Raw genomic sequence first — 13,034 nt, 5'->3', positions numbered from 1 at the left:
GTGCCACTGCCAGTGGTACGGTCGCCGCGCCTGCGCCGGTCCAGTCGGACTGGGCCACCTTGCACCGGCTGCTGCCCTACCTGTGGCAATACAAGTGGCGCGTGATCGCCGCCATTGTTTTCATGATCGGGGCCAAGTTCGCTAACGTGGGCGTGCCTATCCTGCTCAAGACGCTGGTGGACGCCATGAGTTTCAAGCCTGGCGACCCTGCCGCGCTGCTGGTGGTGCCCGTGGGGCTGCTGGTGGCCTATGGCGCGCTGCGGCTGTCCACCTCGCTGTTCACCGAGCTGCGCGAGCTGGTGTTTGCCAAGGCCACGCAGGGCGCAGCCCGCTCGATTGCACTGCAGACCTTTGAGCACCTGCACGCGCTCAGCCTGCGTTTTCACCTGGAGCGCCAGACCGGCGGCATGACCCGCGATATCGAGCGCGGCGTGCGCGGCATCGAGTCGCTGATCTCTTTCACGCTGTTCAACGTGGTCGCCACGCTGGTGGAGGTGGTGCTGGTGCTGTCGGTGCTGGCCATCAAGTTCGACGCCTGGTTCGCGTGGATCACGCTGGCAGCACTGGCGCTGTACATCCTCTTCACCGTGCTGGTGACCGAGTGGCGCACCCAGTTCCGCCGAGAGGCCAACGAGTTCGACTCGGCCGCGCATTCCAAGGCCGTGGATTCGCTGCTCAACTACGAGACGGTGAAGTACTTCAACAACGAAGGCTTCGAGGCCCGGCGCTACGACGAAAGCCTGGAGCGCCTGCGCCGCGCGCGGCTCAAGAGCCAGACCACGCTGTCGATGCTCAACACCGGCCAGCAGCTCATCATTGCAGTGGGTTTGGTGGCCATGCTCTGGCGCGCCACGCAGGGTGTGGTGGATGGCCGCATGACGCTGGGCGACCTCGTCATGGTCAACGCCTTCATGATCCAGCTCTACATCCCGCTCAACTTTTTGGGCGTGATCTACCGCGAGATCAAGCAGAGCCTGACCGACCTGGACAAGATGTTCACGCTGATGGACAAGGAGCGTGAGGTGGCCGATGCCCCCGGCGCCCAGCCGCTGGCGGGGCTCGGCCAGCCCACCGTGCGCTTTGAGGACGTGGTGTTTGCCTACGACCCCGGCGTCACCAGCACAGGCGGGCGCACCATCTTGCACGGCATCAGCTTCGAGATCCCGGCGGGCAAAACCGTGGCGGTGGTGGGGCCCTCGGGATCGGGCAAGAGCACACTCGCGCGGCTGCTGTTTCGCTTCTACGACATCCAGCAGGGCCGCATCACCATTGCCGGGCAAGAGATCCGCAGCGTGACGCAGGCCAGCGTGCGCCAGGCGATTGGCATCGTGCCGCAGGACACCGTGCTGTTCAACGACACCGTGGCCTACAACATCGCCTATGGCCGCCCGGGCGCCAGCCAGGATGAGATCGAAGCCGCCGCCCGCGCCGCGCGCATCCACGACTTCATCGCGAGCACGCCCAAGGGCTACGCGACACAAGTGGGCGAGCGGGGGCTCAAGCTCTCGGGCGGTGAAAAGCAGCGCGTGGCGATTGCGCGCACCCTGCTCAAGAACCCGCCCATCCTGATCTTTGACGAGGCCACCAGCGCGCTGGATTCGGCCAACGAGCGCGCCATCCAGGCCGAGCTGCAGGGCGTGGCGCAGAACAAGACCACGCTGGTGATTGCGCACCGCCTGTCCACGGTGGTGGATGCACACGAGATCCTGGTCATGGACGCGGGCCGCATCATCGAACGCGGCACGCACGCGCAGCTGCTGGCCCTCAATGGCCGCTACGCCAGCATGTGGTCACTCCAGCAAAGCGACCCATCGGCCTGATCCCAACATCCTTGCATCCTTTCACTTTTTTGCAATCTCCGTCCCCATGAAGCCTGTCCTGCTAGCCCTCATGTTCCTGTCCGAAGAACACCGCGCCCAGATGGCGCAGTCGTTCGAGCTGGTCTACGCGCCCGACGCTGCGCAGGCTGCAGCCGCCATCGCTGCGCACGGCGCGCGCATCACGGTGGTGCTGACTATCGGCGCCACGGGCCTCTCGGCCGCGCAGCTCGATGCCTTGCCGAACATCACCCTCGTCTGCGCCCTGGGAGCGGGCTACGAAAACATCGCCGTGGCGCATGCCAAGGCGCGCGGCATTGTGGTGGCAACCGGTGCGGGCACCAACGACGACTGCGTGGCCGACCACGCCCTGGGCCTGCTGATTGCCGCCGTGCGTGGCATTCCCCGGCTGGACCAGCTCACGCGCCAGGGCGTGTGGCGCACGGCGCTGCCGCTGCCGCCCAATGTGTCGCACAAGCGCCTGGGCATCATGGGCCTGGGCACTATCGGCAAGAAGATCGCGCAGCGTGCGCTGGGCTTCGATATGCAGGTGGGTTATCACAACCGCAGCGCACGTACCGATGTTCCCCACCGTTACTTTGCTGACGTGACTGCGCTGGCCGACTGGGCGGATTTCCTCGTTGTCGCCACGCCCGGCGGTGCGGGCACGCAGCACCTGGTGAACGCCGCCGTGCTGAACGCGCTGGGCCCGCGCGGCGTGGTCGTCAACATCGCCCGGGGCAGCGTGATCGACACGGGCGCCCTGGCCGCCGCGCTGCGCGAAGGCCGCATCGCTGCTGCGGGGCTGGATGTGTACGAGAGCGAGCCCGCGCCCCCGGCCGAGCTGATCGGCCTGGACAACGTGGTGCTCACCCCCCATGTGGCGGGCTGGTCACCCGAGGCTGTGCAGGCGTCGGTGGATCGGTTCCTGGAGAACGCCCGCCGCCACCTGGCAGGCGAGGCGCCGGTGTCGCCGCTCTGAAATTTGAAGAAAAAAGGCCGTTTCCGCGCGATAGGTAAGCGCTTTTAGCTATCAAATCAGGAGTATTGATGTCCACTCTCGATATCGACGCCTTGCAAGCCCGGCTGCGCGCCTTTGCGGCCGAGCGCTACTGGCAGCCGTTCCACACGCCCAAAAATCTGTCGATGGCGCTGATGGTGGAGGCAGCCGAGCTGGCCGAGATTTTCCAGTGGATGACGCCCGAGCAGTCGCTGGCGGTGGCAGGCGACCCGGCGCTGAAAGAGCCCATCGCCGACGAGGTGGCCGATGTGCTGCTCTACCTGCTGCAGATTGCCGACCACGCGGGCGTGGACCTGGCCCAGGCGGTGGAGAACAAGCTGCGCAAGAACGCGGTCAAACACCCGGTTCCGGGCGGCGATTTGAAGAAAAAATAGCTGCCTGCGCCTGATGGATAAGCGCTGGCAGCTATTGTTTGTATAGCGCCGTCAGATCCCTGACGGTGCGGGGTGAGCGGGCGTTTGCTTTCTTTTACTGCTTGCGCGCCGCAATCGCCTTCTCGGCCATGTTCACCAGGTCGGCGCCGATCTGGCCCTTCCACTTGTCGTACACGGGGCGCGTGGCTTTTACAAAGGCAGCGCGTTCGGCAGGGGAGAGCTGCGTCACCGTCACGCCCAGCGCCGCGATGTCCTTGAGCAGCGGCTTGTCGGCCTCGACCACGCCTTTACGGGCCAGGGCGATTTCTTCCTTGCCTGCGTCGATGGCAGCTTGCTTGACGATCTCACGGTCGGCCGGGGTCCAGCTGTTCCAGATCTCCTTGTTCACCACAAAGATCAGCGGATCGTTGACGTAGCCCCACAGCGTGATGTGCTTTTGTGCCACGCTGTGCAGCTTGGCGGCGGTGAAGATGGACAGCGGGTTCTCTTGCCCGTCCACCGCGCCGCTGGCAAAGGCGGGCTGTGCATCGGCCCAGCTCATTTGCGTGGGGTTGGCGCCCAGGGCGGTGAAAGTGTCCAGGAACAGGGGCGAGCCCACCACACGGATCTTCAGGCCCTTGAGGTCTTCAGGGGTCTTGATCGCTTTCTTGGAGTTGGAGATTTCGCGGTAGCCGTTTTCGCCCCATGCCAGGGGCACCACCCCCGCCTTGTCCAGCGTGGCGAAGATGCTCTTGCCCACGTCGCCCTGCGTCACCGCGTCCACGGCGGCGTAGTCAGGGAACAGGAAGGGCAGTGAGAACAGGTTGAGCTGCTTGACCTGGGGCGACCAGTTGATGGTGGAGCCTACGGCCATGTCGATCACACCCTGGCGCAGCGCGCTGAACTCGCGCGTCTGGTCGCCCTGGATCAGCGAGACGCCTGGGTAGAGCTTGATGTTGATGCGGCCCTGGGTGCGCTCGCGGACCTTGTTGGCCCACAGCTCGCCGCCCTTGCCCCAGGGGAACGCGGGGCCCAGCACCAGCGACATGCGGTATTCGCTCTTGTAGGTGGTCTGTGCGATGGCGGCGGGCGCAGTGAACGCCAGGGCGGCCGCAGCGGCCACGGCCGAGGTGAGGAAGGTGCGCAGTTTCATTGTTTCAGTCTCCTGGTTAGAAATTCATTGGGAAGGGGTCAATAGCCCAGCTTGGCGGGCAGCCACAGGGCCAGTTGCGGGAAGGCGATCACAGCCACCATCACGAGGAACATGGCAAACAACATCCAGCCCACCCAGCGCACGGTCGATTCCATGCGCACACCGGCGATGCGGCACGACACCATCAGGTTCACGGCCAGTGGCGGGGTGAACTGGCCCAGCGCGACCTTGAGCGTGAGGATCACGCCGAACCACACCGGGTCCCAGTGGTAGTGCTGCATGATGGGCAGCAAGAGCGGCACAAAGATCAGAAAGATCGAGATGCCGTCGAGGAACATGCCCACGGTGATGAGCAGCACGATGAGCAGTGCCAGCACGCCATATTCGCCCAGACCCGAGTTCACGATAGCGTTGGCCACCGGGTCGATCACGCCCAGCGTGGACAGCGAATACGCAAAGATGCCCGCGAGCGACACCACGATGAGGATCACGGCTGACAGCTCGCCGGACTCGCGCAGGATGGGGAACAGGTCGCGCACGGTGATCGTGCGGTGGATCACCATGCCCACAAAGAGACCGTAGAACACGGCGACTACGGCGGCCTCCGTCGGCGTGAACCAGCCGGCGCGCATGCCGCCCAGGATCAGCACGGGGGCGGCCAGGCCCCAGGTGGCCTCGCGCAGGCTCTTCCAGAATGGCGGGCGGGGCAGGGTGGCTTCGAGCTCCCCCATCTTGTGTTTGCGCGCCATCCACACGGCGGGCACGATCAAAGCGATACCGGCCAGGATGCCGGGAATCATGCCTGCCGCGAACAGCGCTGGCACCGAGGCGCCCGGCACGAGCACCGAGTAGATGATGAACGCGACGGAGGGCGGGATCAGGATGTCCGTGGCCGCTGCTGCTCCCACCACGCTGGCCGAGAACGAGGGCGGGTAACCCGCGCGCGACATGGCCGCGATCATGACTCCCCCCACTGCGGCGGCGTTGGCCGGGCCCGAGCCCGAGATGCCCCCGAGGAACATGGCCACCGCAATCGCCACCAGCGGCAGCATGCCCGGGCCACGACCCACGATGGCCACGGCAAAGTTGACGAGGCGCAGCGCCACACCTGAGCGGTCAAAAATCGAGCCCACCAGCACAAACATGGGGATGGCCAGCAGCGGGTACTTGCCCAGGCCGGCGTAGAAGTTCTGCGGCACCGCGAGCAGACCAAACCACTGGCTGTCTGCATTGGCCAGCGCGATGGCGGCGGCGCCCGCCAGGCCCAGTGCAGCACCAATTGGAACACCCACAAACATCAGGCCCAGAAAGGCCACGAACAGCAGGGTGGCGATCATGGCTCGCGGTCCTCCGAGGCGGTACGCGTGCGCCGCACCAGCAGGCCCACGGCGCGTGCTGTGATCAGCGCCGAGATCACGGGAAGCCAGATCGAGTACCACCACTGTGGCACGCCGATGCCTGGCGAGGTCTCGCCAAAGCGGTAGTCGTCCCACACCACACGCACGCTGAGCACGGCGATCAGCGCGAACAGCGCGGCTACGGTGGCAGCGCCCAGCTGTGCCAGCCGCTTGCGGCGCGCGGGGGAGCCGCCTTCGGCGAAGTACTCAATGCGGATGTGCTGGTCCCGCGCCACCGCAGCAGAGCCAGCCACGAGGGCCAGCACGATCATCAGGAAGACCGAGATTTCCTCCGTCCAGGCGAAAGAGGAGTTGGTGAAGTAGCGCACAAGCACATTGGCGAACGTGATGAGCGCAAGCGCTGCCATCACGAGGACGGTGAGCCAGTCTTCAAGCCGCAGCGAGCGGGGTTCGGACTCAGGGTCCGCAGCCGGGGAAGCCGCGTCGGTGGGGGCGGCCCCTTGGGGAGAGGAGGAGGACATGGGGGCAGGGGTAGAGGAGAACAAACATGCGAATGCTGGTCAATGGCTCTGCCCGGCAGTGTTGTGCACCAGGGGCTAGGGACAGGCCCTGAGCGCAAAGCGCGGTTGGCGCTGCCCGGCATTATGCGATGTGTTGCTAAGTGTGCACACCATTGGTGCAGCAGGTAAGCGCCAGGTAAACCCTCATAGCCCCGCCCTGCGCCGGGCGGGCCCCGCGCAGATAATGTACCGATGGAAACCAAGTGGCTCGAAGATTTCGTCAGTCTTGCGGAAACGCGCAGCTTCAGCCGCTCCGCCCAGCTGCGGCATGTGACCCAGCCCGCGTTCTCGCGGCGCATCCAGGCCCTGGAGGCTTGGGCGGGCACCGATCTGGTGGACCGCAGCTCCTACCCCACCCGCCTCACGCCCGCTGGCAAAACCCTGTACGACCAGGCGCTGGAAATGCTGCAGGCGCTGCAGAACACCCGCGCCATGCTGCGCGCACACACCAGCGCGGGCAAGGACATGATCGAGTTTGCGGTGCCGCACACGCTGGCATTCACCTTCTTCCCGGCCTGGGTGTCCAGCCTCGCCGACAAGTTCGGCCCGTTCAAGAGCCGGCTCATCGCCCTCAATGTGCATGACGCTGTGATGCGCTTGGTGGAGGGTGGGTGTGATCTGCTCATCGCCTACCACCACCCCTCCCAGCCCTTTCAGCTGGACGCCGACCGCTACGAGATGGTGAACCTGGGGCAGGAGGTGATCTCGCCCTACAGCAAGGCCGACGCCGACGGCCAGCCCGTGCACCGCCTGCCGGGGCGCGCCGGCCAGCCGTTGCCCTATTTGGGCTACGCGCCCGGTGCCTATCTGGGGCGGGTCACCGAACTCATCCTCAAGCAGTCGTGCACCCCCATACACCTGGAGCGTGTGTACGAGACCGACATGGCCGAGGGCCTCAAGGCCATGGCGCTGGAAGGCCACGGCGTGGCCTTTTTGCCTCACAGCGCGGTGAAGAAGGAGTTGCGCTCGCGCCGCCTGGTCAGTGCGGCGCCCTCCGAGGCTGAGGGCCTGCAGATGACCATGGATGTACGTGCCTACCGCGAGAAACCGGGGGGCAAGGAAGCCCCCAAGGGCACGGCCCAGGCACTCTGGACCTACCTCCAGGCCCAAGCCGGGTCATGCTAAGGGTAAATACGGATATAAACACTTTGCATAGTTGCGCCCGCAAACGGCATTGGAGTTTCATAGTAACGACACGTACAGTTCGCGCCATCGCTGGGTCGGTGGCAACAATACATGCCTGCAACTGCCACGATGGCACGAACATTGCAAACCCGATTCCTTTCTTTTAACGGGACGTCGTATGAAAGTTCAGCACTGGAGATTCGCTAAGGGCCTCGTTGCCCTGGGCTGCCTGCTGGCGGCGTCCGTGCAGGCGACGACGGTGCTGGAGCGTGTGAGCGCAGGCGGCAAGCTGGTGATTGCCCACCGGGAGTCCTCGGTGCCGTTCTCGTATCTCGACTCCCAGTCGGGCAAGCCCGTGGGCTACGCGGTGGACCTGTGTCTGCGCCTGGCCGAGGTGGTGCGCAAGAAAACCGGCAAGAAGGACATGGAAGTGGAGTTCGTGGCCGTTACGCCTGCCAACCGCATCTCGGTGATAGAGCAGGGCAAGGCTGACATGGAGTGTGGCTCCACCACCAACAACGCCGAACGGCGCCAGAAGGTGGCGTTCACCATTCCCCACTTCATCACCGGCGCACGGCTGCTGGTGAAGTCCGCCAGCGCTATCGACAAGGTGGAAGACCTGAACGGCAAGAAACTGGTGTCCACCAAGGGCACCACCCCGCTCAAGGCCGCTGACCAGGCCAACCGCGAGCGCCTGATGGGCATCACCATCGTGGAGGCGCCCGACCACGCCAAGGCGGTCGAGATGGTCGAAAAAGGTGAGGCCGATGCCTTTGTGATGGACGACGTGCTGCTGTATGGCCTGGCCGCCGGGCGGCCTGACCCCAAGGCGCTCAAGGTGGTGGGCCGCTTCATGACCACCGAGCCGCTGGCCATCATGCTGCCCAAGAACGACCCCGAGTTCAAAAAACTGGTGGACGAGGAAATGCGCCGCCTGATCACCAGCCGCGACATCTACCCCATTTATGACAAGTGGTTCAACAAGCCCATCCCCCCGAACAACACGGTGCTGAACCTGCCGGTCAGTTATCTGTTGCGCGACTTCTGGAAATACCCTACCGATCAGGTTCCCTTCTGACTAGTATCCTCGGGTAAGTCCTCCCCTATTTCTAGACGTTTGGGCTTGCAGCCCGGGCGGGTTGCGGCCAGTCTCTAGAATTTCCCCCTTTTTTCTGTTTTCAACACAAGGAGATCCCTATGAAGAAACATTTGCTCGCGATTGCTGTGACCGCCCTGGCCGCAGGCAGCGCGTTCGCACAAGCCACCGACACCCTGGCCAAGATCAAGGCTTCTGGCAGCGTGACGCTGGGCGTGCGCGAGTCTTCGGGCCTTTCCTACACGCTGGGCAACGGCAAGTACGTGGGCTTCCACACCGAAATGGGTGAAATCGTCCTGGCCGACATCCAGAAGGCCCTGGGCCTGTCCAAGCTGGAAGTCAAGTACCAGCCCGTGACCTCGCAGAACCGCATCCCCCTGGTGACCAACGGCACCGTGGACCTGGAGTGCGGCTCCACCACTAACAACGCCGCCCGCCAGAAGGATGTGGCGTTCGCTGTGACCACCTACGTGGAAGAAGTGCGCATCGCCACCAAGGCCAGCTCGGGCATCACGTCCATCAAGGACCTGAACGGCAAGACTGTGGCCACCACCACGGGCACCACCTCGGTGCAAACGCTGCGCAAGCACGAGCGCGCTGGTGGCGTCGACTTCAAGGAAGTCTTCGGCAAGGACCACGCCGACAGCTTCCTGATGCTGGAAACCGGCCGTGCCGACGCCTTCGTGATGGACGGCTCCATCCTGGCCGCCAACATCTCCAAGTCCAAGGCACCTGCCGACTACAAGATCGTCGGTGAAATCCTGAACGTGGAACCCATCGCCTGCATGCTGCGCAAGGACGACCCCGCCTTCAAGAAGGCTGTAGACGACAGCATCAAGCGCCAGATCGCCGATGGTTCGCTGGCCAAGCTGTACGACAAGTGGTTCATGCAACCTGTGCCGCCGACCAACACCAAGATCGGCCTGCCGATGTCCGATGCCACCAAGGCAGCCTGGGCAGCTCCTAACGACAAGCCGATGGAAGACTACGCCAAGAAGTAATCTTCTCGACGCTTGTGCCCCTTCGGCCAGCCGGTTTGAAGGGGCTTTTTTGTTGGACCGGGCGCCATGGCGCCTGGCCCGGCGCAATACCAAGAATTAAAGGGGTGCTCCTATGAGTTGGGATTGGCAGGTGTTCTGCCAGGACACCATGGACCGGGAAGTCGTGCAAAGCTGCTTTGGCAAGGGCGGCGACATCACCTACCTGGACTGGATGCTGTCGGCCTGGGGCTGGACGGTGTCTGTTTCGTTGCTGGCCCTGGTGCTGGCGCTTGTGTTGGGCTCTTTCATCGGCACGCTGCGTACCTTGCAAGACCGGCCCATGATTGTTCGGCTGGGCAATGCCTGGGTCGAGCTGTTTCGCAATATTCCGCTGCTGGTCCAGATTTTCCTCTGGTACCACGTCATCCCGAGTCTGTTCCCTGTGATGAAGGGCGTGCCCGGCTTTGCACTGGTGGTGCTGGCCCTGGGCTTCTTCACCTCGGCGCGTATCGCCGAGCAGGTGCGCTCGGGTATTCAGGCTTTGCCGCGCGGCCAGCGCTACGCGGGCATGGCCATGGGGTTCACCACCTTCCAGACCTACCGCTACGTGCTGCTGCCCATGGCGTTTCGCATCATCATCCCGCCGCTCACCAGCGAGACGATGAACATCTTCAAGAATTCGTCTGTGGCGTTTGCTGTGTCGGTGGCTGAACTCACCATGTTCGCCATGCAGGCGCAGGAAGAAACCTCGCGCGGCATCGAGGTCTACCTCGCCGTGACAACGCTCTACATCATCTCCGCCTTCGCTATCAACCGGATCATGGCGTTCGTCGAGAAGCGCGTGCGCATCCCGGGCATGGTGGTGGCCGGTGCGGCTGGGGGAGGACACTGATATGAATCTCGACTTCTCCTTCTACAACTGGGACCTGATCTCCAACTTCGTGCTCAAGGGGCTGTACTTCAGCCTGATGCTCACGGTGATCGCCACCATCGGCGGCGTGTTCTTCGGCACCCTGCTGGCACTCATGCGCCTGTCGGGCAAGAAGTGGCTGGACGTGCCTGCCACCATCTACGTCAACGGCATGCGCTCCATTCCGCTGGTGATGGTGATCCTGTGGTTCTTCCTGCTGGTGCCTGCCATCATCGGCCGCCCCATCGGTGCCGAGGTATCGGCGGTCATCACCTTCATTGCGTTTGAGGCTGCGTATTTCAGCGAAATCATGCGTGCCGGTATCCAGTCCATTCCGCGTGGCCAGGTGTATGCGGGCCAGGCGCTCGGGATGACCTACGGCCAGAACATGAAGCTGGTGGTGCTGCCCCAGGCGTTCCGCAACATGCTGCCGGTGCTGCTCACGCAGACCATCATCCTGTTCCAGGACACGTCGCTGGTGTATGCGATTGGCGCCTACGACATGCTCAAGGGCTTTGAAGTGGCAGGCAAGAACTTCGGCCGCCCCATCGAGGCCTACCTGGCTGCTGCCGTCCTGTACTTTGTGATGTGCTACGCGCTGTCCTGGATGGTCAAGCGCCTGCACCAGAAGATCGCCATCATCCGGTGATCCGAGAGATTGAGGAATAAACAATGATCGAACTCAAAAACGTATCCAAGTGGTATGGCCCCGTGCAGGTGCTCAACGAGTGCTCGGCCACCATCAACAAGGGCGAAGTGGTGGTGGTGTGTGGCCCCTCGGGCTCGGGCAAGTCCACGCTGATCAAGACCATCAACGCGCTTGAACCCTTCCAGAAGGGCGAGATCACGGTGGACGGCGTGAAGCTGCACGACCCCAGCACCAACCTGCCCAAGCTGCGCAGCCGCGTGGGCATGGTGTTCCAGCACTTCGAGCTGTTCCCCCACCTGTCGGTGACGGACAACCTGACGATTGCGCAGATCAAGGTGCTGGGCCGCAGCGCGGACGACGCCAAGAAGCGCGGCCTGAAGATGCTGGAGCGCGTGGGCCTGATCGCCCACAAGGACAAGTTCCCCGGCCAGCTCTCGGGTGGCCAGCAACAGCGCGTGGCCATTGCGCGCGCGCTGTCGATGGACCCCATCGTGATGCTGTTCGACGAACCCACCTCGGCGCTCGACCCCGAAATGGTCGGTGAAGTGCTGGACGTGATGGTGGGCCTGGCCAACGAAGGCATGACCATGATGTGCGTGACCCACGAAATGGGCTTTGCCCGCAAGGTGAGCAACCGCGTGATCTTCATGGACGTGGGCGGCAAGATCCTGGAAGACTGCTCGAAGGACGAGTTCTTCAACAACCCTGATGCGCGCCAGCCGCGCACGAAAGACTTCCTCAACAAGATCCTGGCGCATTGACTCCCCCCTGAGTCGCCTGCGGCGCCTTCCCCCCAGGGGGACGCCGACAGCGCGGCGGGGCGGCCCTTGCGCGGCGCCACTGGCTGGCGTCTGGCCAGTTTTACAGGGTGTGGGTTATGCGCAGGTTGGAGTTGAGACCGGAAAACAAAAAACGCTCTACGGAGCGTTTTTTTCATGGGCGCAGGAGCGCAGGAGCGTTCGACAACGTCTGCTGAGCCGGTGAGGATGGCGCATGTTCGCGCCAGCTAGCGCTTGTTTGCCCGCCGCCCCGCTGGCGGGTTGCCCTCCACGATGAGCTGGGCTTCCACGTCCTTCCACAGGTCATCGCGCCGTTTCAGGGCTTCGGACACGGCCTCGTGCCGCAGCTGGGCCACGGCCGACACCAGGGCGTTGCACACAAAAAATGCGGCGGTGTACGAGTCGAACGGCGAAGCGTTGGAGATGCGCACCTGCACGCGGTGGTGGGCCAGGGCCGCCAGCGGTGCGGCGTTGCTGTCGATGATGGCCAGCACCTGCGCCCCTGCGTCGCGAAACCGCTGGGCCACCTTCACCGGCCCGCTGGCATAGCGTCGGATACTGAAGACCAGCAGCGTGTCTTCGGGCTGGATCCAGAGCAACTGGTCTGTGGCGGCCACGGCGCCCGCGCCCAGCTCGTGCACGCCGGGGCGGCACATGTTCAGGTGCAGCGCCAGCCAGGCGGCCACGGGGGCGCTGTTGATCTGCGCGAGCACAAAGACGCGCCCGCTGCTCTGCGCAATGCGCGCCACGATGGCCTCGAACGCCGCCATGTCCAGCCCGTCGCGTGTGGCGGTGATGTTGTGCTGGTCGTGCAGCAGGGCGTCGTCCACACATTGCTGCAGGCTGCGCTCGGTGCCGATGGTGACGGGCGCGCGCTGCCCGGCGGTTTGCAGCAGGGCGGTGACCTCGCCCCGCGCCTCGCGCTGGGCCTCTGCATAGCTGGCGTAACCGAGCTTGGCAAACAGCCGCACCACGGTCGATGCGCTGGTGCCAGTGCGTGCCGCCAGCGCGGTGGCCGACTCCAGCAGCGCGTGGGGGTAGTCGCGCCCCAGGGCCTCGGCCAGGGCGCGCTCGCTGGCGGTGAGTTCGCTTCCCTGGCGGGCCAGGCGCTCGGTCAGCAGTGCGGTGGATGTTTGCAATGATGATTTCATTTATGTCTCATTTATGAAAAATGTATTGCAAACAGCCGAAACGCGTGCAACACTGCGGCCCAAATTGTGCCCCCAGCTCGGG

General features: G+C 64.1%; 13 protein-coding genes. 9 read left to right on the top strand and 4 right to left on the bottom strand.

Translation table 11 applies throughout. From position 1 onward, the window contains the following. The 3 genes from DBR12_RS10150 to DBR12_RS10140 all read left to right on the top strand — a co-directional run. Positions 1-1,820, top strand: a 1,820-nt coding sequence (locus DBR12_RS10150; RefSeq protein WP_369861471.1) for an ABC transporter ATP-binding protein/permease, incomplete at its 5' end; no start/stop codon positions are given. Positions 1,821-1,866: 46 nt separating this feature from the next. Beyond that, positions 1,867-2,799 carry a 2-hydroxyacid dehydrogenase gene (locus DBR12_RS10145; RefSeq protein WP_108617124.1) on the top strand — a complete coding sequence of 311 codons (933 nt, stop codon included), beginning with the start codon at positions 1,867-1,869 and terminating at the stop codon, positions 2,797-2,799. 68 nt (positions 2,800-2,867) lie between these two features. Then, positions 2,868-3,212: a nucleotide pyrophosphohydrolase gene (locus tag DBR12_RS10140; RefSeq protein ID WP_108617123.1), complete on the top strand. Its 345-nt coding sequence runs from the start codon at positions 2,868-2,870 to the stop codon at positions 3,210-3,212. A gap of 94 nt (positions 3,213-3,306) precedes the next feature. On the opposite strand, the gene DBR12_RS10135 is transcribed toward DBR12_RS10140, so the two are convergent. The 3 genes from DBR12_RS10135 to DBR12_RS10125 are packed head-to-tail and all read right to left on the bottom strand — an operon-like array spanning position 3,307 to position 6,223. Then, complete coding sequence (locus DBR12_RS10135; protein WP_108617122.1) at positions 3,307-4,344, bottom strand: DctP family TRAP transporter solute-binding subunit; 1,038 nt, start codon at positions 4,342-4,344, stop codon at positions 3,307-3,309. Between the two features lie 38 nt (positions 4,345-4,382). Then, entirely contained in the window at positions 4,383-5,681 is a 1,299-nt protein-coding gene (locus tag DBR12_RS10130) for a TRAP transporter large permease (protein ID WP_108617121.1), read from the bottom strand. Beyond that, entirely contained in the window at positions 5,678-6,223 is a 546-nt protein-coding gene (locus DBR12_RS10125; RefSeq protein ID WP_108617120.1) for a TRAP transporter small permease, read from the bottom strand. The genes DBR12_RS10130 and DBR12_RS10125 overlap by 4 nt, the downstream gene beginning before the upstream one ends. 231 nt (positions 6,224-6,454) lie before the next feature. On the opposite strand from DBR12_RS10125, the gene DBR12_RS10120 reads away from it, so the two are divergent. The 6 genes from DBR12_RS10120 (at position 6,455) to DBR12_RS10095 (ending at position 11,783) form a co-directional block, all read left to right on the top strand. Continuing rightward, positions 6,455-7,387 (top strand): LysR family transcriptional regulator, encoded by a 933-nt coding sequence (locus DBR12_RS10120; RefSeq protein ID WP_108617119.1) that lies wholly within the window; start codon positions 6,455-6,457, stop codon positions 7,385-7,387. A gap of 178 nt (positions 7,388-7,565) precedes the next feature. Next, complete coding sequence (locus DBR12_RS10115; RefSeq protein WP_108617118.1) at positions 7,566-8,465, top strand: amino acid ABC transporter substrate-binding protein; 900 nt, start codon at positions 7,566-7,568, stop codon at positions 8,463-8,465. A gap of 119 nt (positions 8,466-8,584) precedes the next feature. After that, positions 8,585-9,484: a transporter substrate-binding domain-containing protein gene (locus tag DBR12_RS10110; protein WP_108617117.1), complete on the top strand. Its 900-nt coding sequence runs from the start codon at positions 8,585-8,587 to the stop codon at positions 9,482-9,484. 112 nt (positions 9,485-9,596) lie between these two features. Continuing rightward, a complete protein-coding gene (locus DBR12_RS10105) occupies positions 9,597-10,355 on the top strand; it encodes an amino acid ABC transporter permease (protein WP_108617116.1) in 759 nt (252 codons plus the stop codon). A gap of 1 nt (position 10,356) precedes the next feature. Continuing rightward, a complete protein-coding gene (locus DBR12_RS10100) occupies positions 10,357-11,022 on the top strand; it encodes an amino acid ABC transporter permease (RefSeq protein ID WP_094288755.1) in 666 nt (221 codons plus the stop codon). 23 nt (positions 11,023-11,045) lie between these two features. Beyond that, positions 11,046-11,783, top strand: a complete 738-nt coding sequence (locus DBR12_RS10095; RefSeq protein ID WP_094288753.1) for an amino acid ABC transporter ATP-binding protein — start codon at positions 11,046-11,048, stop codon at positions 11,781-11,783. 245 nt (positions 11,784-12,028) lie between these two features. Here the strand turns inward: DBR12_RS10095 and DBR12_RS10090 are convergent, their stop codons facing one another. Further along, entirely contained in the window at positions 12,029-12,952 is a 924-nt protein-coding gene (locus tag DBR12_RS10090; RefSeq protein ID WP_108617115.1) for a MurR/RpiR family transcriptional regulator, read from the bottom strand. Positions 12,953-13,034 lie beyond the last annotated feature (82 nt).

Source organism: Acidovorax sp. HMWF029 (genome assembly GCF_003060895.1).
Classification (GTDB): Bacteria; Pseudomonadota; Gammaproteobacteria; order Burkholderiales; family Burkholderiaceae_C; genus Acidovorax.
The sequence above is the reverse complement of the archived record's forward strand: the minus strand, read 5'-3'. Positions and strand labels throughout refer to the sequence as shown.

What these genes read in the sequence shown, in the direction of transcription:
- DBR12_RS10145 (WP_108617124.1), top strand. Translation starts at nt 1,867, where the DNA reads ATGAAGCCTGTCCTGCTAGCCCTCATGTTCCTGTCCGAAGAACACCGC.
- DBR12_RS10140 (WP_108617123.1), top strand. Translation starts at nt 2,868, where the DNA reads ATGTCCACTCTCGATATCGACGCCTTGCAAGCCCGGCTGCGCGCCTTT.
- DBR12_RS10135 (WP_108617122.1), bottom strand. Translation starts at nt 4,344, where the DNA reads ATGAAACTGCGCACCTTCCTCACCTCGGCCGTGGCCGCTGCGGCCGCC.
- DBR12_RS10130 (WP_108617121.1), bottom strand. Translation starts at nt 5,681, where the DNA reads ATGATCGCCACCCTGCTGTTCGTGGCCTTTCTGGGCCTGATGTTTGTG.
- DBR12_RS10125 (WP_108617120.1), bottom strand. Translation starts at nt 6,223, where the DNA reads ATGTCCTCCTCCTCTCCCCAAGGGGCCGCCCCCACCGACGCGGCTTCC.
- DBR12_RS10120 (WP_108617119.1), top strand. Translation starts at nt 6,455, where the DNA reads ATGGAAACCAAGTGGCTCGAAGATTTCGTCAGTCTTGCGGAAACGCGC.
- DBR12_RS10115 (WP_108617118.1), top strand. Translation starts at nt 7,566, where the DNA reads ATGAAAGTTCAGCACTGGAGATTCGCTAAGGGCCTCGTTGCCCTGGGC.
- DBR12_RS10110 (WP_108617117.1), top strand. Translation starts at nt 8,585, where the DNA reads ATGAAGAAACATTTGCTCGCGATTGCTGTGACCGCCCTGGCCGCAGGC.
- DBR12_RS10105 (WP_108617116.1), top strand. Translation starts at nt 9,597, where the DNA reads ATGAGTTGGGATTGGCAGGTGTTCTGCCAGGACACCATGGACCGGGAA.
- DBR12_RS10100 (WP_094288755.1), top strand. Translation starts at nt 10,357, where the DNA reads ATGAATCTCGACTTCTCCTTCTACAACTGGGACCTGATCTCCAACTTC.
- DBR12_RS10095 (WP_094288753.1), top strand. Translation starts at nt 11,046, where the DNA reads ATGATCGAACTCAAAAACGTATCCAAGTGGTATGGCCCCGTGCAGGTG.
- DBR12_RS10090 (WP_108617115.1), bottom strand. Translation starts at nt 12,952, where the DNA reads ATGAAATCATCATTGCAAACATCCACCGCACTGCTGACCGAGCGCCTG.